The organism is Gordonia prachuapensis (assembly GCF_036350515.1).
Taxonomy (GTDB): domain Bacteria; phylum Actinomycetota; class Actinomycetes; order Mycobacteriales; family Mycobacteriaceae; genus Gordonia; species Gordonia prachuapensis.
Genome location: NZ_JAZDUE010000008.1, coordinates 115,684 through 134,476 on the forward strand (window position 1 = coordinate 115,684; position 18,793 = coordinate 134,476).

An 18,793-nucleotide genomic window follows, 5' to 3' on the forward strand; every position below is an offset into this window, starting at 1 on the left:
GTTGTCGGTCGCAGATGCTTGCCTGGTTCAGACGTGCTTGGCCAGGAACGGGACAACCCGATCGAGAACCTGTGTCACAGAGTCTTTTTCGTCGTAGAGGTCGTAGTGGGTACCGCCGGCGATCTCGACGAGTTCCTTGTCTTGCGAGGCCGCCCGACGGTAGATCTCCCGGCCGTCCCGGTAGGCGCCGAAGGATCCGGGTACGTCGCCGATGGCAACCAGCAGAGGCTGGGTGAGCAGCTTCTCGGCGCGGGTGAATGCATCCCAGCCCACCGCGGTGGTCTGGTGTGAGAAGAGTGCACTCGTGGCGCCACCTGGCTTTTCACCACGCGGTGTGCGGTAGTAGAGCGTCGCCTCGTAGAGGTCCACCTCGGTGGCGCCGTTCTTCTCCGCTTCATCCGGTGACGCCGGCAGGTAGTTGTTGACCGTCAGTTCCTCACCACGTGCTTCCGCGGTGCGCTGTGCTGCCATCTGTTCGAGCGCCGCCACCGGATCGAACTGCGAGAAGTCCTCGTTCATCAGGCGTCCGAAGTTGACGCCGGTGACACTGACAACTGCTCGGAATCGACGTTCGGTTTTTGCTGCACTGATGCTGTAGCCGCCACTGCCACAGACACCGAGGACCGCGATGCGGTCGGCGTCGACGAAGTCCTGTGTCACCAGGAAGTCGACAACGTGACTGAAGTCTGCCACGCGCTGCGTCGGGTCCTCGATCAGCCGCGGTTCTCCGCCGGATTCGCCTTGGAAACTCGCATCGAAGGCGATGGCGACATAGCCCTGCTGCGCGAGCGCGGCCCCGTAGATGTTGCCGGACGTCTGTTCCTTGCAGCTGCCGATCGGGTGTCCACACACGACGGCCGGGTATTTCTTGCTGCTGTCGAAGTGCGGTGGCAACAGCAGGTTGGCGGCGATATCCCAGGCCAGCGCTGGAACTTTCACGCTGCGAATCTCGCCGGTGTAGCCCGGGTCGTATGTCTCCACCCGGCGGTTGTTTCCTGTCTTGGTGCTCTCCGTCATCGTGCTGACCTTTCGTCGGTTGTTGCCGATGTCGGGTTCTCGGCATCGGCAACGTGTGCCGTGTCTTCGACGGTAGGAGCGCCGGAATGGACTAACCAGTGGCTGTCAGACTCCCCCAAAGGCAGTGGCGCGTGCGGCCGCCCGCTCGCCCGACGACAGAGAACACAATCGCCCGCTCACGTCGGTGAGCGGGCGATTGTGATGGGTGCTGAAGCTCAGGCGGAGGTTCGCTCCTCGTCGTCCCAGACGCCCTGTTTCTCCAGCATGGCGACGAGTTCGTCGGCACCGGACATGATGTGGTCCCGCATCAGATTGGCAGCCGCCTTCGAACGACGTTTCCGGAGAGCCTCGAGAATCTGTGGGTGGGTGTCGATGGTGTCCTCACCGTGGCCCTCGATCTCGTTGTAGAACCGATTGGGCAGCTGTTTGACGATGCTGCGCAACATCAGAGCGAGGCGACGCGATCCGGCGGCCAGATTGATCGTGCGATGGAACTCGTGGCCCAGCGCGACCACGGTGTCGGAGTCGGCGCCGCTCGTCACCGCGGCTGCATGCTTGTCGGTCACTTCTTGCAGGTAAGCGATCTGCTCGGGCGCGATGTTCTTGGCTGCGCGACCGGCCAGTTCTGCCGCGAGTTCCGCCTGCGCCCAGAAGATGTCTCGAACGTCCTGGCGACTGAATGCCGCGACCACGAAACCGCGACGGGGCACCAACTCGACGAATCCCTCACCGCTCAGCAGTAGCAGTCCCTCCCGGACCGGTGTGTTGCTGACGCCCACGGCCTCGGCGATCGGCTCGGTGCGGAGAAAGTCGCCCGGCTTCACCCGACCGGAGATGATCAATTCGCGGACGTAGCTGGCCACGTCTTCGGAGAGTTGCTGCTTGGGGGCACGTCCCCGTGGCAGAACTCCTGCGGAGAATGGTTGCGCTGCCACAGCCCCGCTCCTTTCGACTCAGTTTTCTCCATTGTGCCCTATGTGCTGGCAGATCGACATCTGACTCGCTGGTCATGGGGTTGGCGCACCTGAGGAAGCGGTGGCCCATCAACGATCGGGGGTTGTGCTCTGGGCAACTTAATATATTATGCGTTAGATAGATCACGTTCAGCACTTCCGCGTCCACGTGGAAGAAGGCAGTAGGGAGACCCGTGCACCTGACAAGACCGAAGATGGTGGTGGTCGGACTCGTTGCGATCGCCCTCGCGTTGGCCGGTTGTTCTCGGGAAACCCCTTCGGACACCGTGACCCTGACGTTTGCCGACGGCTTCTCCGCCACCCACCCCATCGGGAAGGGTGGTGCCCAACCGTTCCTGACGTATCTGCAGGAGCACGGACCGTCCGTCGGTCTCGAGATCGACTACTTCGCCGCTGGACAGTTGGGCACGGCAAAGGATGCACTCCATCTGTTGCGTTCGGGCGCCGTCGACCTCGCGCCGGTCATTCCGGCGTACCTCGCGAACGAACTGCCGATGTCGAGTGTCGGTGAACTACCGGGCCTGGTCGAGAACACCTGTGCGGCAACCGGTGCCTTGATGCCCATGGTTCGTCCCGGCGGCATCCTCTACGAGCAGGAGATCGAGCGACAGGAGGCCCTGCCGTTGTGGGGCATCGCGATTCCTGGGTACGAGATATTCACCAGCGATCGGCGGATCGCCCGCCCGGCTGATCTCGGTGGGATGTTGATCAGATCCTTCGGTGGGGTCGGCGACCGCGTCGTCGCCGGACTCGGCGCGGCACCGGTTCAGATCTCGGGCCCCGATCTGTATGAAGCCGTGGCGCGCAAGACCGTCGCCGGGGCGCTGCTGACAACCATCAGCGTGGCGCCGTACGGGTTGGAAGACGTGTTGGGGTACTCCACGTCAGGGGCGAACTTGAGCAGTACCACCGTTCTCTACTCGACCAGTCAGCAGGCCTGGGAAGAGCTCGACTCAGAACAGCGAAACGTGCTGATGGAGGCATCGAGAGTTGCTCAACAAAGCGGTTGCGACACATTGACGAAGGTATCGAAGGAAGCGATGGACGACATGGCGGCAGGTGGCATCGAGATCACCGAGGTGGCCGAGAACGAGCAGGCCTGGGATGATGCACTCGAGCCGGTGCGTGAACGGTGGGTCGACGACCTCACGTCCGTCGGAATGCCGGCCGGTGACGTCCTCGACGAGTTCCAGCGTCGCCTGGACGGTGAGAACCGATGACCGGGAGCATTGTTCACCCGTACCGGCATGGATCTGCTGAGCGCACGGTCTTCGGATACCGGACTGCGGATCATCCACGTCTCGATCGGGTGCAGAACGGGATATCCGCGGTATGTGGCGTCATCGCCGGTGCAGCAATCCTCGCGACGACCGTGTTGACGGTGGTCGAGGTCCTCTCCCGGGCGATCTTCGAATCACCACTCGGATGGTCGGTGTCGTTCATCGAGTTCTACCTGCTGCCCGCAACAGCGTTCTTCGGCATGGTGACCGCGTATCGAAGTGGAGCCCACGTCGCCGTCGGCAGCGTGTTCAACAGCTTGGCGCCCGCACGACGCAAAATACTGCTGCTCGCAGGGTATCTCGTCGTTCTGGCCGGCATGGTGGCGCTGGGTTACCCCGGTCTGCAGGCCACCGTGTTCTCGTTCACCACCGGTGAATCACCGGTCCCCGGATCGTCAGAGCTGGTGATCCCCAGCTGGGTCTGGCGAGCGATCGTGCCGGTGTCGATGTCCGCGGGAATCGTGATCGTCGCGATCGACCTGCTCCGGGAACTGTTGGGGCCGTGGACAAGACCGGTGACCGACTACGATCCGGGCGATCGACCCGACCAGACACCAGGGCATGCGGACGAGACCGACGGGGCATCCCCGGAGTATACGGCCGCTTCGGCCAAGGAGAAGGAGGCGGTCCGATGATCGCGGCGATACTGCTCGTCATTCTCGTGGGGCTGATCGTGGTTCGGGTGCCGGTCTCGTTCGCGATCATGGCATCCGGTCTCATCGGCTTGCTGTTGCTCATCGGCGTGAGGCCCACAGAAGGCGTACTCGAGGTGATTCCGGTGACCTCGGTACAGAGCCTCTCGCTATCGGCCATCCCACTGTTCATCCTGATGGCACACTTCATGCTGCTGTCCGGCATGGTCGACTCGTTGTTCGACGCGGGCCGCACGATCTTCGGCCGGACACCGGGTGGCACGGGGATCGCCTCGACGATGGCCGGTGTCGGATTCTCCGCGGTTTCGGGTTCGTCGACGGCTGCTGCGGCGACGCTGGCGAAGACCACCAGCGGTCGGATGATCGACGAAGGATACCGGCCCACGACGGCGACAGGGATCGTTGCGTCGGTCGGGACCCTGGCCGGGATGATCCCCCCGAGCATCATCCTCGTCTTCTATGCGGTGACCGCCGAGGCGAGCGTCGGTGACTTGATCATTGCCGGGCTCGTGCCCGGTGTCATCATCGCTTTCGCGTTGCTGCTGACCATGTTCATCCCGATTCTGCGTGACCGGTCCAGCGTTCCGCGCGGTGTCCGCTCGACCTGGCCGGCCAAGCTGCGGGCGTCGGTGCAGGCCCTTCCCGTTCTGGTGATCTTCGGGGCGGTCGTGGGCGCCATCTACTTCGGCCTCGCCACACCTACGGAGTCCGCCGCGATCGGCTGCCTGGCGGCATTGCTGTTGGTGGTGGCGCGACGCAGGTTCTCGTGGGCAGGAGTGGTCGAGGCAATCGTCGAGACTGTCAAGTCCAGCGCGATGATCTTCGCGATCGTGATCGCGGCACATGTGTTCGGCTATGCGTTCACCGAAACTAAGGCGGCGCAGTCTCTCGTCTCATGGGTCAGCGGCCTGGCGGTTCCCGCGCTGGTCATCATGGCACTGATCACCATTCTGTACCTGTTCCTCGGGTTCGTCATGGATCAGGTGGCGATCATCGCGTTGACCGTGCCCATCGTTCTTCCCCTGGTCGAGACGCTCGGCTACGACGCTGTGTGGTTCGGCGTCTTCGTGGTGCTGATGGGTGAGATCGGTCTGATCTCACCCCCGTTGGGCCTCAACGTGTTTGTCGTCGCACGTTCTGCGGGGCGGGATACGGTTGAGGTGTTCCGTGGTGCCGCACCGTATGCGGCCGCCATGCTTGCTGTCGCCGTGCTCTTCGTCCTGTGGCCGGAAATAGTTCTGTGGCTGCCGAATTCGATGTGATGCCTGGTCCAGAGGTGGAGGCGCGTAGTTCGCCGCCATGCTTCGAGCGTTGTTGCGGCAGTTCGATGTAGAGACCCAGCTTGCTTTACTCATCAGCGGGGTGCCGCTGACCCCTGGCACGTCAGACCGAACAAGTGCCACGCTCAGTGCGATCGTCGAAACATACCAATATCACCGCGATTTCGTCAGATCCGACGAAAAGGAAAGTCCCATGAACTCGAGCGCATTCTCCCCAATGAGTACCGCCGATGCCGGTCGCCGCGGCCTCGGCGTCGCCCTACTGTGCATGTTCCTGAACCTGGTCGACGGATTCGACCTGTTGATCATCAGCTTCGTGCTGCCGAACCTGCCCACCAACTCCACTGACCCGAGCGACCCGCTGAACTTCGCGTCAACGGCCGAGAAGGGCTACATCGTCAGCTTCGCACTGGTCGGCATGGCGGTCGGCGCGATCGGCCTCGCGCGCTTGGCCGATCGATACGGTCGACGATTGATCGCATTGGTCGGCATCGCCATCAACTGTGCCGGCCTCGTCCTGTCGGCGGTGTCGCCCAACGCCGAGTTCATGATGGCTGCCCGGTTCATCACCGGAGTCGGCATCGGCATGGTCAGCGTCGCCATCGTGGTGGCAGCTCAGGAATCGGCAGCGCCGAGGTATCGGAACCTCGCGACAGGTCTGGTGATGATCGGGTACCCGTTGGGCAGCGTTCTGGCGGCCCTGAGTACCAACGCGATCACCTCCGCGTTCGGCTCCAACTGGAAGGCGCTCTTCCTACTCGGAGCTGCATTGGCTGCAGCGGCGTTTGTCGCTGCATACGTGGGTCTGCCCGAGTCGGTGAAGGCTGCCGAGCAGCGGTTTGAGTCAGCTTCGGGCGTCGATCTGGCAACCTCTGAGAAGGCGCCATCTCTCGTGGGAAAGAACCTGCTAATGATCACCCTGCTGCTGTGCGTCGGCTACATGACGGTCTCCGGCGTCTTCAACTTCGCCGCCGGTCTCACCCCGGATTTCGTGAAGACCGCGATCACCGCGGGATTCGACCCCAACCTGGCCAACGAAGCGCTTGACGCGGCGACCTCTGCGGCTCGTCAGACCGGCCAGAATGTGGGACTGTGGCTGTCGTTGGGCTGCCTGGCCGGCGCGATCGCGCTCGCGACACTTGGACTGGTTGTCAACGCGGTTCGGTTGACGTGGGTCTTCTGCGCAATCGCAGTCGTCGCGATGCTGGGGTTTGCCAATGCGTTCCCGACCCCTGGCCACGAGCCCACGGTGTGGCTGTATGCCTTTGCCGTCGCTCTCGGAGTCGGCATCTTCGGCGGGATCTCTTCGTACAGTGCATTGGTGCCGCGTGCCTACCCGCCGCTGGCCCGCGCGAAGGGTTACGGCGCCATGCTGGGTGTGGGACGACTCGGAGCGATCATTGCGCCACTCATCAGCGCGTACCTCGTCACCGAGATCGGCGCGCAGCGACTCTACAACTACACCAACCTGTTACTTGTCGTCTCCTTGGCGTGCGCCGTAGGCGTGGTGTTCGTGATGCGTCGACAAGGGAGCAGCCGGATGGCCGTTCTGGACCCCGGCCATGCCGATCAATCGAACGTGAACGTGTAACTTCACCCGATCCGAGACTCCCCGCCCGCCTGGTGGGGAGTCTCGGTGTTTGTGGCGGCCCACGCGGACAGCAGCCTCAATGCATCTGCGTCACGAGTGTCCGGACCGGGCGAGTACACCACCACGTAGACCCCGCGAGCGCGCGGAATACTCAGCGCCTCATAGTTCAGCCCGAACCGCCCCAGCGCCGAATGATCAAACGTCATGACGCCGTGCGTGGTCCCGACGACGTCGTGTCTGGCCCACCGCGTGCGGAACTCGACGCTGTGGGTGGACAACTCGTCGATGAGGTCGGTGATCCTCGGTGAGTCGGGGGCGCGCGCGGCGGCGACGCGCAAGATGCCGACGGCGTCGTCCGCCGAAGACCTCCAGTGCACCAGGAGCTGCCTGGCCCGCTCGTCGAGGAAGATGAATCGCGCCAGATTCAGCGGCCCGCCGTCGGGATCTGCCGCGTCGACGTACAAGGCGCGTCCCAACGGATTGGCGTCGATGACGTCGAGGCGCTGGGTCTGCACCAAAGCCGGGAGGGTCTCCAGTGAGCGGAGCATCTCCCGCACGGTTTCCGGGACCAGCTGCGGTGCGTCGCGCGCCCACGTCGGCCGTGTCGAGCGGTTGCGTTCAGCGCGTACGAGGATGAAGAAGTGCCGTGTCTCGTCGGCGTCGAGCTGAAGTGCCGCGGCGATCGCACTCAGGATCTCGTCTGACGCGCCTGCGACCTGGCCGCGTTCGATCTGCGTGTAGTAGTCGACACTGACGTTGGCCAGTTGCGCGAGTTCTTCCCGGCGGAGGCCGGGGACACGCCGCTTGCCGTGCGCGACCAATCCGACGTCCTCGGGTCGGAGGCGGGCGCGGCGCGTCATCAAGAAGTCTCTGATCTCGTGCGCCAAGTCCACGAGTCCAGATTAGGGCTCGTAAACCTCTGTGCGGTGGAGTTCGGAGTTACACGACCTGTCGTCCGTTCGGACGCAGCATCCGCCAATCGTCGATGTCGTGGTTGACCCATACTCTGGTGTTCGGACGGCTGCGCAGCAGTTTCAGCCGCTTGAGCGACTCGATGGCGGCCGCGGTGTCCGAGTCGGCCTGCATACCGGCACAGCAGCTCACGTTGTCATGCTCGTGAGCCACATCGCCTGACAGGATCAACGTCGATCCGTCGGGAAGTCGCAACTGCAGGGCCAGCGATCCCGGCGTGTGGCCCGGCAACGACAAGATGACCACACTGCCGTCGCCGAACATGTCGTGGTCGTAACAGGCGGGTACCTCGAGCCAGTCGATCTGTTCGGCGGCGGCCAGGTCCGGTGGCATGAAGAACGGCGCCGCGTGGTGATCCGGCGACTTGGCGTAGCGCAGCTCCCCTGACCCGACGTATCCGGTGGCACCCGCGAAATGCCGGAGGCCTCCGGTGTGATCGAAGTGCATGTGCGACATCACGACGCGTCGTACGTCTTCCGTGCCGAAACCGAGGCTGTCGAGCTGGACATCGAGCGCGTAGTCGGCTGGGAAATCGATCTTGTACAGGTCGGCAGCCGAACCGTATACCGCACCGGGATCGCCGGCACCGTCGATGCCGGTGTCGAAGATGAGCAGCCCGTGCTCGGGGTGTTCGACGAGGAACGACGGCAACGGCATGGTGATCTCCGTGCCTCCCTTGCCGAACATCATGATGCTGTTGTCCATTGTGACTGTCGGTGCATCGAGCGCCCACAACCGCGAAATCGTTGCCGTCATCGTCGTAGTACCTTCCTGCCGGTTGTTCAGCGAGCCCGAACGTATGATTCGCTGTCGGAATCCAAGCGCCATATGGTTGTTCCACGTTGTGGCATCGGGATCGCCTGGGGAAGAGCGGATGTCAGCGGCCGCGCCCACGTACTCAGCTCCATCTTCTTCACGACCGCGACCGTGTGCGGTCGGTGCTTGCGGTCCAATCGCCGCATGGTCGATTCCAACTCCCACCGGGTGACGGTCGCACCGGGGAACGGGGAGATGGCCGCAACGAGAAGGTCGGCGGCATCGTCGCTGCTTCCGCCGGGGACCCCGTAGGCGACGGCAACGTCCACACTCGACACCCGACCGAGAGCATTCTGTACCCGGGTCGGGGAGACAGGCCCGTCGGCGGTCTCGATGAGGCTGCTCGCCCGATCGATGAACCACAAGTCGCCGTCCGGGTCCTCGGTGAACACATCCCCGGTCAACTGCCACGAGTCGTTGGCCGCGAAGACACCACGCACCAGATCGCGCGACGGCACCCTCGGGTCACTGCGCGCCAACAGCAGTCCGGCTTCACCGGGCGCGCACCGACGAGCGAGGCCGTCGGACCCGTAGGCCAGCTGGCGTGTCCGCCTGTCGAGTTTCGCGACGCGCACCTCGGCGGTCCCGGGCAACGGCCTTCCGACACACCCGGTCTTGGTGGCCGAGACATTCGCCAGGATCGCCTCTCCATCGGGCGATGCGTAGAACTCGAGAACCCGTGCGGGTGCGAACCGTTCATTCATCCGTCGCCAGAGGTTGTGCGGCATGCCGGACCCTATGAACAGCCGGATCGGAGACTCCCGCTCGTAAGGGTGTCGCGGGCCGGAGGCGATCTCACGCAACGACGTCCAGGTGTACGACACATGGGTAGCGCCATATCGGGACACCTCCTCCCAGAAGGTATCCCGGTCCGGTGCACTGGCGAACGCCAGCCGAGAGCCCGCGGCGATGGCTCCGCCGACTGCCATCAGGAGCGCCGAGGGGTGATGTAGCGGGGTACGCGAGTACATGGTGTCCGCCGGCCGCAGAGCCGCCGCGCTGGCCGTGCCCAACGCCGAGAGCGCCCATCGTCGATTGCTGATCAAGCGGGTCCGAGTGTCGGCGCCGTCGCCGGTGAACAGCACAAAGGCGACGTCGGAGCCTCGGCAGGGATTGGGCTGGTACCACGCCGGCAGCGGGACCTCGTCGGGATCGATCCGTTCCATGTCGACGACGTGGTCTGCCAGACTTCGGATCTGCCCGCCGCCACCGAGCACACACCATTGCACACCCGGTATCGGCTCGTTCTGCACCCGCTCGGGATCAGTGACCAGCCAACGGAATCCGCCTGCCGCCGACGACTGTATCCCGACATCCCGTTCTGGACGAAGTAGCACCGATGTGGCACCCAGTCGGCTGACCGCGGCGACCAGTGCGAGCGACGACGGACGCGCACTCATCATCACGCCGACGCGATCTCCCTGGCGAACACCCAAACTGATCAGCCCCTTGACCACTGCGTCGATCCGGTCGGCCAACTCGCGATGACGGATCACGCGATCGCCGAACATCAGCGCGATCCCGTCCGGGTTGCGTTTGGCCGACTCGTCGAGCAGCAGTCCGATGGAGATCTCGGTCGCCGACTTCAAGCCGTCGAGGCGGTTGAGCAGCGGGACCTGTGAACCGCGTTCACGAACGACCGCCTGCGTGGTGGTGAGCGCACTGTTGGCAGCGCGGATGACTGTGCTGGACGTCCCGATGCCGAGGTCCATGACCGTCCGCACCCGATTGGATACGTCTCCCGGGGTCCATGCCACGTCCGAGGTCACCTCCTCCGAAGGCACGATCGCCGCGGGCAGATCGCCCTTGCCCGCCCGCCACTCGATCCACTCCGCAACTCTCGGCCACGTCCGCTTCCGGGCACCGGCACCCGCGACGATGCCGAAATGCCCTGACCGAAGTGTGAGTTCATAGACGGACGCGCGGGGCGCCGCGCGTTTGATACCCCGCACCGAGAGCGGATGCCCCTCTTTGTCGACCTCGCCGACGGCGATCATGATGGGGCAGTCGATGTCGGCGAGCGAGACGGTCCGGTCGCCGATCACCAAGCCGCCGGACAGCATGCGATTCATCACCAGTGCCTGCTGAAGGAACTCACGGATCGCCGGTCCCGACCACGCCGTCCACCCCTCGTTCTCGAGGAACTGACGTTGCTGTTCACCCGGCAGCAGCTTGTCGCGATCACTCAGTGCGAGATAGTAGTTGAGCTTGAACTTGATGGTGGCCATCGGATCGAGCATCCTGGTCCACGTCTTGTTGAACCAGGACGGAAGTGAGACATGATCCAGCACTTTGGTTTCCAATAGCGCTTCGGCAATGGCTGCGTACGATTCCATGGATATCGGGATCGGCAGGGGAGCGGACTGGAAATCGACGGGCGCGCCGAAGGTGACCAACGAATCGATGCCGTCACCGCGCCGGTACGCCGCGGCCTGGTAGGCGAAAAGGCCGCCTTGCGAATAGCCGCTGAGCACCACGTCGCGCCCGGTCGCAGCGCGCACCTTGTCGACCGCATCACTGACCGCCAGGACGTGATCGCCCATGGTCCGTTCCAGGCCACCGGCCTCGTGCTCGGGCCGTCCGAAGTCCACCACCCACACGTCGATACCGCACTCGTGCACCGCGCGAACCGAACTCGATGCCGGCGCGACGTCGTAGACCTCGGTAGCCATCATCAGCGGCGGTACCAACAGCAGTACTGGCAGTTCCGTGGGTGACTCATCGGCGAAGTAGTGCCGGAGCCGGTACACCGGTTCGGCGGCCACTACATCGAACGTGCTGGTCTCCGCGTCGATCTCCAGCCCCCCATAGCGGAGATACTCGGCCACGTTGCGGGCTGTCACGTCCGTGCGGCGCGCGAGATCGATCACCTGTCCTGCACCAGAACCAATCCGGGCGGGCACTGACGAGATCACATTCAACGGATTCACCACGACTCCTTCACGTGGGACGAGACTAGGCAGACCCCGGTGCACGACGGAACCACGCAGGGGGGTGCTCTCATCCCCTGGTACCGACGACCACAAAGGCGTGAGATAGATCTCGTAGCCCCGAAGTGCACATCCGCGTCACGATTGAGGAGAAGTGATCTCATGGGAATGAGCCTCAACTTCATCACCGACTCGATCGCGGGTCAGATGCCTCCGGTCGACCCCCGACGACCTGCTCTCGCGCTGGGTGGCGAAGAAGTCATCTCATGGACGGACCTCCGTACGCTCGAGTTGCGCTATGCGCGTGCGCTGCAGGACGCCGGGGTCGTGAAAGGCGACCGAGTCGGTATGTTGCTGCGCAACTCCACCGACTACGTCGCGTTCTACCTGGCCGTTGCCCGGGCCGGAGCCATCTCCGTGCGCCTCAACTGGCGGTTGACCGCACCTGAACTGCAGTTCGCGTTGAGCGACTCGGGGGCCATCGCCCTGGTGTTCGACCGCGACTTCGCCAACAACATCGAGCCCATCCGCGACCAGATCGACGTCACCACTTACGTCGTGCGGGGCGGAACCCTCGACTGGGCGGTCCCGCTGGACGACTTCGCCGCGACGGCGACAGACGCGACCGGTTTCCCCGACCTGTCCTTCGATGACCCCGCATCGCTCATGTATTCATCAGGGACGACGGGTCGTCCGAAGGGTGCGCTCTTCTCGCACGGCAACGCCATGTGGATCGGCTCGATCCAGGCGCAACGGTGGCACCTCGACCACAGCACCGTCGCCCAGACCTCCGGACCACTGTTTCATGCCGGCGGATTCGAGGTGCTGCTCTTGCCGACGTTGCTGGCGCACGGTACCGCGGTGACCTTCCCGTCCGGCGGGTTCACCCTGGAGAACTTCATCTCCGTCGCTCGCGAACGCTGTACCACGAACATGCTGTTGTACCCGTTCATGCTCTTCGACCTGTTGCGCGACGACCGCCTCACCGACCTGGTACCGGATTCTCTGCAGCGCATCGTCACCGGCGGCGACATCGTGATGCCGTGGGTGTACGACGAACTCGAGAAGGAGCTGCCCGGCGTGTCCCTCGTGCAGTCCTACAGCCTGACCGAGGGCGGTGCGGTCAGCACCAGCCTCGAATTCGACATCGCCCGCGGACACGAGAGCAGCATCGGCCGTCCCCAGGCGATGACCGAGGTCAAGGTGATCCGCCCCGACGGCTCGCTCACCGACGTGGACGAGGTCGGTGAGATCTGCGTCCGCAGTGGCGGAGTGAGCATCGGATACTGGAATCGCCCCGAGGCCGACGCGGAAACTTTCCGTGACGGGTGGTGCCATTCCGGCGACCTCGGACGTATCGACAAAGAGGGGTTGCTCACCATCGCCGGGCGCGCCAAGGACATGTACCGCAGCGGTGGTGAGAACGTCTACCCCGCCGAGGTCGAGATGATCCTCACCGGCCACAACGACATCGCCGACGCCGCGGTGGTCGGGGTGCCCGACGACAAGTACGTGGAGGTCGGGGCGGCGTTCCTCGTCGCCGCAAAGGGCCGCACCATCGACGCCGATGATCTATCCGGCTGGCTGATCGACCGACTCGCGAAGTACAAGGTCCCCAAGCACTATCACGTCGTGACCGAGCTCCCCCGCAATGCCGGCGGCAAGGTCCTCAAGACACAACTCCGCGAAAAAGGCATCGCCGCGCTTTGATGTGGTCGCGCTGCACCAACCAGCAGTGCCCGAGCACCACCCACCGAAGTCCCGGCAGTCCACCGAAAGGATTTTGATGACACAGGCAGCGATACTGACCACCGCGGGCGGGCCATTGTCGATCCGCGACATCGACGTGGCCGTACCTGGTCCGGGCGAGGTCGCGGTCGATGTGCAGGCCACCGGCGTCTGCCACTCCGACGTCGGGGTGTTCTCCGGGGAACTGCCGGCACCGCTGCCGCTTGTCCTCGGGCATGAGGGGGCCGGTATCGTCGCCGACGTCGGCGAGGGTGTCGACGGACTTGCTGTTGGCGACCATGTCGTACTGTCCTGGCTCGCGAGTTGCGGCACCTGCTACTTCTGCGAGCGTGGCGAGTCGCATCTGTGCGGACGTCCGCGCACCATGCTCGGTGGCCACACGATGCCCGACGGCAGCACTCGAATGTCCCTCGACGGTGACCCGGTCCGCCAATTCTGCGGACTCGGGTCATTCGCCCAGCGCAGCGTGGTGCCGGCCGGAGCGGCCATCCCCATCGCCGCGGATATCCCGATGTCGTCGGCAGCGCTGCTCGGCTGCGGTGTGCTCACCGGATTCGGCGCCGCCGTCAACACCGGCGGTGTACGCGTCGGCGACTCCGTGGCCATAATCGGCTGCGGTGGAGTCGGTCTCAACGCCATCCAAGGGGCACGCATCGCGGGAGCGACCACCATCGTCGCCATCGACGTGCACGCAGAGCGCCTGGCACTCGCCGCCAAACTCGGTGCGACACACACGATCACCGCTGGCGAGGACGTCGTCAGGCAGGTGCAGAAGTTGACCGGTCGGCGCGGCGCCGACGTGGTGGTGGAGGTTGCCGGCCGGCAGGCGACCGTGCAGCAAGCCGTGGCGATGGCCCGACGCGGCGGCACCGCGGTACTGGTCGGCGCCGCACCGGGGGTGGGGATCGACGAGGTGTTCAACAATGTCGTCATGGCGGGCAAGGTCGTCAAAGGCTGCCTGTATGGCTCCGCACACATCAAGCGTGACATCCCCCGGTTGGTCGACCTCTATCGCTCCGGTTCCTTGATCCTGGATGAACTGGTCACGGAGACCTTCGGTTTCGATGCCATCAACGACGCGGTGAACTATTGCGCCGGCGAGAACGGCGCCCGGGCGGTGGTCGTGCGGTGACCGCGTCACTTGATCGATCCGGCCGTTCGAGGAGAGGAATCGCCATCGTGCCCGACAGCGACACTGCCGATGGGGACAGTTCCGAACACGACGGCGCGGACGGCTACACCGACCAGGCCGTCACCGTCGACGGGATCCGCCTCTACACCCGTCGGCGCCAGGGCGATTCGCCAGTTCCGCTGCTACTGATCCACGGACTCGGCGGATCCATGGATTCGTGGGAGCCGCTGTTGGCACAGATGCCTGGCCGGGACGTCATCATGATCGACTCGCCGGGCATGGGTCGATCCGAGGTCCCCCGCCGACCGTTGCCCATGCACGGCATCGCCGACAAGCTGGCCGGTGCCTTGCGTGCACTCGAGGTGTCGCGAGTCGACGTGTTGGGGTATTCGCACGGTGGCGCCGTCGCACAGGAATTCGCCAAGCGCCACTCGGACCGGTTGCGGCGCCTGACGTTGGTGGCCACGGTGGCTGGGCTGCCCTGGGTGCCGCCCCGGCTGTCCGCGCAGCGCGCGTTGCTCTCGACCCGTCGCTACCACAGCCGGGAAGCCGCCGCGGCAGACGTCCCATTGCTGGCGGGCGGACGAACCGCCAGCGATGAGACGGTCCTCGCGGAGATTCTGGCCGACCGTGAGGCCCACCCGCCGAGCACCACCGGTTACCGCTACCTCCAGCTTGCGGTACTCGGCTGGTCGAGCCACCCGTGGCTGCACCGGTTACAGTGCCGCACGCTGGTTCTCCAGGGCGACGACGATCCGGTGGTGCGCACGATCAACGGCCGCTTCCTCGCCGGTCGCATCCGGCATGCGCGCCTTGAACTCCTGCCGGGAGCCGGCCACATGATGATGTTCGATGAGCCCGACCGTGTCGGACCGATCATCGAACAGTTCCTCACCGACGAGTGACGGCCGCTCGCGTCACACGATCGCACCGCTATCCCGCAGTGAAGTGAGTTCGTTCCGGTCGATCCCCCAATCTGCCAGCGCTGCATCGGTGTTTGCGCCTGCCGGGACCGCCTGCCCTTGTACGCGGCCGGGCGTCCTGCTGAATCGCGGCGCCGGCGCAGGCTGGAGTACGCCATCGACTGGCACGAAAGCAATACGGGCCGTGGCATGCTCGGCCTTGATCGCCTCGTCCAGGTCGAGCACCGGCGTGACACATGCCTCGGCACCGTCAAACGCTTCTTCCCATTGCGATCGCGTCCGCTGGGTGAAGATTGCGGCGAACTCCTCACGCAGTGACGGCCAGCGGTCCCGGTCCCACTGCTGCTCAGCGATTTCCGCGGGAACTCCCAGAACGGACAGCAGGTTGGCAAAGAACTCGGCCTCGATCGCCGCCACCGCCATCCATCCGCCGTCGGAGGTCTCGTACACGTGGTAGAACGGTGCACCGCCATCGAGTGCGTTGGTACCGCGTTCCAGGCTGAGCATGCCCGCTTGCCGTTGCCCGTAGAAGACGCTGCCGATCAGACTTATCCCGTCGACCATCGCCGCGTCCACGACCTGCCCGTGACCGCTGCGCGTGGTTTCGAGCAACGCAGACACCACGCCCATCGCCAGCAGTAGACCCCCGCCGGCGTAGTCGCCCAGCAGATTCAAGGGAATCGAGGGTGCGCCTCGGGCGGGCCCCATGGCTGCGAGCAGCCCGGTCATGGCGAGGTAGTTGAGGTCGTGACCGGCCGCCTGGCCCAGGGGGCCTGCCTGCCCCCAACCGGTCGCACGTCCGTAAACCAGCCGGGGGTTGTGAGCCTGACAAACGTCGGGTCCGAGCCCGAGGCGCTCCATGACGCCCGGCCGACTGCCCTCGATCGTCGCGTCGGCATGCTCGATCAGCCGCAGCACGGTCGCGACCCCGTCCGGATGCTTGAGGTCGATGGCCACCGACCGTCGGCCCCGATCATTGACGAAGGCCGGCTGCCGCCCGTTCTGCGCCCCGAGGTCAGTGCGTAGCGCGCCGACGGAACTGGGCCGATCGATTCGTAGCACCTCAGCACCCAGGTCGCTGAGCATCATCGCGCACCAGGGTCCCGGGCCGAGCGCGGCGAACTCGATGATCTTCATTCCGGTCAAAGGCCCGTCGGTCACGGCGCCTCCCCTTCTCGGTTCAGGACGTCGAGCAGCTTGCCGGTCGCTTCGTACGGCAGGAGATGCCCGACGTGGTCGATGATCTCGACCTGCGCAGCCGGAATCAGCGCGGCCAGGATGTTGGCATTGTGGACCGGCACGATCGGGTCCTCGCGTCCGTGCAGAATGGTCGTCGGTGCCATGATGTCGCGCAGTCGCTCCGGGCGTCGCCATGTCGTCGACGCTGCTGACTGCAGAAGCGGTGTCCACCAGGTGATGCCACTGGTCCGCAACTGTGCGGTCAGCTCGCGCAACTCGAGGGGCGCCTCATGCTGTGCGCCCGGCCCGCCGAGCGACCACACCGCGCGGCGCCAGCCATCGGTGGCGTTGCGTAAGGCGAGGCGCCACAACGTCCACGACGTCCGGCAGATCGGTATCTGCATGGCCGGGATCGGCGCCACGGTGTTGATCAGGATGAGTCGGCTGACCGCTTCTGGGTGGCGAATGGCGAGTTCTTGCGCGACCATGCCACCCATCGACCAGCCGACGACGGTCGCCTCGGTGACGCCTGCGCCGAGCATCGTGGCCCACACATCGTCCGCGAGATCCTCGATGGTGAACGCTGTGGTCAGTCGTCGTGAGCCTCCGGTGCCGCGGGTGTCGACAGCGATGACCCGGTGGCGGCTTGCCAACTCGCCCAATGCCATCGGCCACACCGCACCGCTGGCGCCGAATCCATTCAGCAGGATCAGACCGGGCCCACTCCCGCTGACTCGATGACTCCCGCTGCGCGAACTGAAGGCCGGCGAGCAGAGCGTGGAGTTCAGATGCACCGCGAATCGGGTGATTGCCGAGACCGCGGACATGGCCGATGTCATTGGCGGCCGATCAAGATCTGCTGGAGTTCGGTGAAGCCGAGGATGCCCTCAGGCCCGGATTCTCGGCCCCACCCGGAAGCCTTGATCCCGCCGAACGGCGAGCTCATTGCCGGCCCGAATGCGTTCACGGCGACCGATCCGGCCCGGATTCGTGACGCGATCTCGACGCCGATATCGGTGTCGGCGGTGAAGACCGCACCGGACAACCCGAACTCGGTCGCGTTGGCGAGTCGCACAGCGTCGTCGACGTCGTCGTAGACCTGGACGGCGGTCACCGGACCGAATACCTCACGTCTGGCCAGCTGCGCGTCTTCGCATACGCCGGTGAACAAGGTCGGCCGGTAGTAGCACCCGACGTCCAGGTTCTCGGGCCGTGACCCGCCGGTCACCAACTCGGCGCCATCGGCGAGTGCGTGAGTGACAAATCCTTCGGTGCGACGCACCGCGTCCTCGTTGATGAGTGGTCCGATGTGCGTCTTCGGGTCGAGCGGGTCGCCGATCCTCAATCGTTCGAATCCGACACGGAGACGCTCGACCACCTCGTCATGTCGGCGGCGTGACACCACGATCCGGGACAACAAGGCGCAAACCTGCCCCGCTGCGTTGGTGGCACCGGGGATCAGGGAGCGCAACGTCTTCTCCAGGGGCGAATCATCGAGGATGATGGCGGGGGACTTGCCACCCAGTTCGAGCTGCACGCGGGCATAGCGTTGGTGGGTTGCCGCGAGAACATCCTGTGCGGCAACATGCCCGCCGGTCAACGAGACCATGTCGACGCGCGGGTCCCGCGTCAATGTCTGGCCTATGTCCGCACCGCCGCACACCACGTTGACGACACCGGGAGGAAAGCCGGCCAGCCTGGCGCATTCCGCCACGATCGCCATCGTCAACTGCGACTCCGGAGCCGCCTTGATCACGACCGGGCACCCGGCCAGCAACGCTGGTATCGCCTTGGACGCCACGGTGACCACCGGACCGTTGTACGGCAGGATCGCCACGACGACGCCGACCGGCTCACGACGGAGCAACACTTCGCCGAGTTCCGATGATCGACGCCGATCCGTCAACACCTCATCGGCCCCGGCCAGCGCGGATTGCCATGCGGGCACGGCTGCGAATCGATACAGCGCACGTCCATGTCGCACCGGCATCCCGGCTTCGAGCGCCCACATCGCGTCCAGATCATCGGAACGCGCGTCGAGTGCATTCAGCCAACGCGCACACGCGGCAACACGTTGGTCCACCGGGAAGGAAGCCCATCTGTCGCGGGCATCGTCGGCGGACGCGACCGCTGCCACGGCATCGGCGGCCGACGGCTGCCGGGTTTCGGCGACTGGCTGCCCGGTTGCCGGTGAGACGACAGTGCGTATCGCTCCTGAAGCGCGGTGCCAGGCACCGCCGATGAACACGCTTTCGGCGTGTCCCAGGTCGATTCGCGTGCTCACTGATGTCGTCAGA

At 64.9% G+C, this 18,793-nt stretch carries 15 protein-coding genes; 7 read left to right on the forward strand and 8 right to left on the reverse strand.

What is annotated here, in order from left to right:
- Positions 1-27: 27 nt before the first annotated feature.
- Positions 28-1,017, reverse strand: coding sequence for an alpha/beta hydrolase (locus tag V1Y59_RS11325; RefSeq protein WP_348537235.1), 990 nt, complete (start codon positions 1,015-1,017; stop codon positions 28-30).
- A 215-nt stretch (positions 1,018-1,232) separates the two neighbouring features.
- The gene (locus tag V1Y59_RS11330) at positions 1,233-1,952 is read right to left on the reverse strand and encodes a GntR family transcriptional regulator (protein ID WP_330505065.1); all 720 of its coding nucleotides are present in this window, start codon (positions 1,950-1,952) and stop codon (positions 1,233-1,235) included.
- A gap of 212 nt (positions 1,953-2,164) precedes the next feature.
- Between V1Y59_RS11330 and dctP the strand changes: the two genes are divergently transcribed.
- The 4 genes from dctP (at position 2,165) to V1Y59_RS11350 (ending at position 6,795) form a co-directional block, all read left to right on the forward strand.
- A complete protein-coding gene (gene dctP, locus V1Y59_RS11335; RefSeq protein ID WP_330505066.1) occupies positions 2,165-3,211 on the forward strand; it encodes a TRAP transporter substrate-binding protein DctP in 1,047 nt (348 codons plus the stop codon).
- Positions 3,208-3,906, forward strand: coding sequence for a TRAP transporter small permease (locus V1Y59_RS11340; RefSeq protein ID WP_330505067.1), 699 nt, complete (start codon positions 3,208-3,210; stop codon positions 3,904-3,906). The genes dctP and V1Y59_RS11340 overlap by 4 nt, the downstream gene beginning before the upstream one ends.
- A complete protein-coding gene (locus V1Y59_RS11345; RefSeq protein ID WP_330505068.1) occupies positions 3,903-5,186 on the forward strand; it encodes a TRAP transporter large permease in 1,284 nt (427 codons plus the stop codon). The genes V1Y59_RS11340 and V1Y59_RS11345 overlap by 4 nt, the downstream gene beginning before the upstream one ends.
- 211 nt (positions 5,187-5,397) lie before the next feature.
- Complete coding sequence (locus tag V1Y59_RS11350; RefSeq protein ID WP_330505069.1) at positions 5,398-6,795, forward strand: MFS transporter; 1,398 nt, start codon at positions 5,398-5,400, stop codon at positions 6,793-6,795.
- 2 nt (positions 6,796-6,797) lie between these two features.
- On the opposite strand, the gene V1Y59_RS11355 is transcribed toward V1Y59_RS11350, so the two are convergent.
- Genes V1Y59_RS11355 through V1Y59_RS11365 form a run of 3 tightly spaced genes read right to left on the reverse strand, consistent with a single transcriptional unit; the run spans position 6,798 to position 11,513 of the window.
- Positions 6,798-7,688 (reverse strand): helix-turn-helix domain-containing protein, encoded by an 891-nt coding sequence (locus tag V1Y59_RS11355; RefSeq protein ID WP_330505070.1) that lies wholly within the window; start codon positions 7,686-7,688, stop codon positions 6,798-6,800.
- 46 nt (positions 7,689-7,734) lie between these two features.
- Positions 7,735-8,523 (reverse strand): N-acyl homoserine lactonase family protein, encoded by a 789-nt coding sequence (locus V1Y59_RS11360; protein WP_330505071.1) that lies wholly within the window; start codon positions 8,521-8,523, stop codon positions 7,735-7,737.
- A gap of 26 nt (positions 8,524-8,549) precedes the next feature.
- Complete coding sequence (locus V1Y59_RS11365; RefSeq protein WP_330505072.1) at positions 8,550-11,513, reverse strand: AMP-binding protein; 2,964 nt, start codon at positions 11,511-11,513, stop codon at positions 8,550-8,552.
- Between the two features lie 162 nt (positions 11,514-11,675).
- On the opposite strand from V1Y59_RS11365, the gene V1Y59_RS11370 reads away from it, so the two are divergent.
- The 3 genes from V1Y59_RS11370 (at position 11,676) to V1Y59_RS11380 (ending at position 15,299) form a co-directional block, all read left to right on the forward strand.
- A complete protein-coding gene (locus tag V1Y59_RS11370) occupies positions 11,676-13,223 on the forward strand; it encodes a class I adenylate-forming enzyme family protein (protein ID WP_330505073.1) in 1,548 nt (515 codons plus the stop codon).
- 76 nt (positions 13,224-13,299) lie between these two features.
- Positions 13,300-14,394 carry a Zn-dependent alcohol dehydrogenase gene (locus V1Y59_RS11375; protein WP_330505074.1) on the forward strand — a complete coding sequence of 365 codons (1,095 nt, stop codon included), beginning with the start codon at positions 13,300-13,302 and terminating at the stop codon, positions 14,392-14,394.
- Positions 14,395-14,441: 47 nt separating this feature from the next.
- Positions 14,442-15,299 carry an alpha/beta fold hydrolase gene (locus V1Y59_RS11380; protein ID WP_330505075.1) on the forward strand — a complete coding sequence of 286 codons (858 nt, stop codon included), beginning with the start codon at positions 14,442-14,444 and terminating at the stop codon, positions 15,297-15,299.
- 12 nt (positions 15,300-15,311) lie between these two features.
- On the opposite strand, the gene V1Y59_RS11385 is transcribed toward V1Y59_RS11380, so the two are convergent.
- The 3 genes from V1Y59_RS11385 to V1Y59_RS11395 are packed head-to-tail and all read right to left on the reverse strand — an operon-like array spanning position 15,312 to position 18,780.
- Positions 15,312-16,454, reverse strand: coding sequence for a CaiB/BaiF CoA transferase family protein (locus V1Y59_RS11385; protein WP_330505076.1), 1,143 nt, complete (start codon positions 16,452-16,454; stop codon positions 15,312-15,314).
- A 20-nt stretch (positions 16,455-16,474) separates the two neighbouring features.
- Positions 16,475-17,323 carry an alpha/beta fold hydrolase gene (locus tag V1Y59_RS11390; protein ID WP_330505077.1) on the reverse strand — a complete coding sequence of 283 codons (849 nt, stop codon included), beginning with the start codon at positions 17,321-17,323 and terminating at the stop codon, positions 16,475-16,477.
- An 8-nt stretch (positions 17,324-17,331) separates the two neighbouring features.
- Positions 17,332-18,780: an aldehyde dehydrogenase family protein gene (locus V1Y59_RS11395; protein ID WP_330505078.1), complete on the reverse strand. Its 1,449-nt coding sequence runs from the start codon at positions 18,778-18,780 to the stop codon at positions 17,332-17,334.
- Between the last annotated feature and the right edge of the window lie 13 nt (positions 18,781-18,793).

What these genes read in the sequence shown, in the direction of transcription:
- V1Y59_RS11325 (WP_348537235.1), bottom strand. Translation starts at nt 1,017, where the DNA reads ATGACGGAGAGCACCAAGACAGGAAACAACCGCCGGGTGGAGACATAC.
- V1Y59_RS11340 (WP_330505067.1), top strand. Translation starts at nt 3,208, where the DNA reads ATGACCGGGAGCATTGTTCACCCGTACCGGCATGGATCTGCTGAGCGC.
- V1Y59_RS11345 (WP_330505068.1), top strand. Translation starts at nt 3,903, where the DNA reads ATGATCGCGGCGATACTGCTCGTCATTCTCGTGGGGCTGATCGTGGTT.
- V1Y59_RS11350 (WP_330505069.1), top strand. Translation starts at nt 5,398, where the DNA reads ATGAACTCGAGCGCATTCTCCCCAATGAGTACCGCCGATGCCGGTCGC.
- V1Y59_RS11360 (WP_330505071.1), bottom strand. Translation starts at nt 8,523, where the DNA reads ATGACGGCAACGATTTCGCGGTTGTGGGCGCTCGATGCACCGACAGTC.
- V1Y59_RS11370 (WP_330505073.1), top strand. Translation starts at nt 11,676, where the DNA reads ATGGGAATGAGCCTCAACTTCATCACCGACTCGATCGCGGGTCAGATG.
- V1Y59_RS11375 (WP_330505074.1), top strand. Translation starts at nt 13,300, where the DNA reads ATGACACAGGCAGCGATACTGACCACCGCGGGCGGGCCATTGTCGATC.
- V1Y59_RS11385 (WP_330505076.1), bottom strand. Translation starts at nt 16,454, where the DNA reads ATGAAGATCATCGAGTTCGCCGCGCTCGGCCCGGGACCCTGGTGCGCG.
- V1Y59_RS11390 (WP_330505077.1), bottom strand. Translation starts at nt 17,323, where the DNA reads ATGTCCGCGGTCTCGGCAATCACCCGATTCGCGGTGCATCTGAACTCC.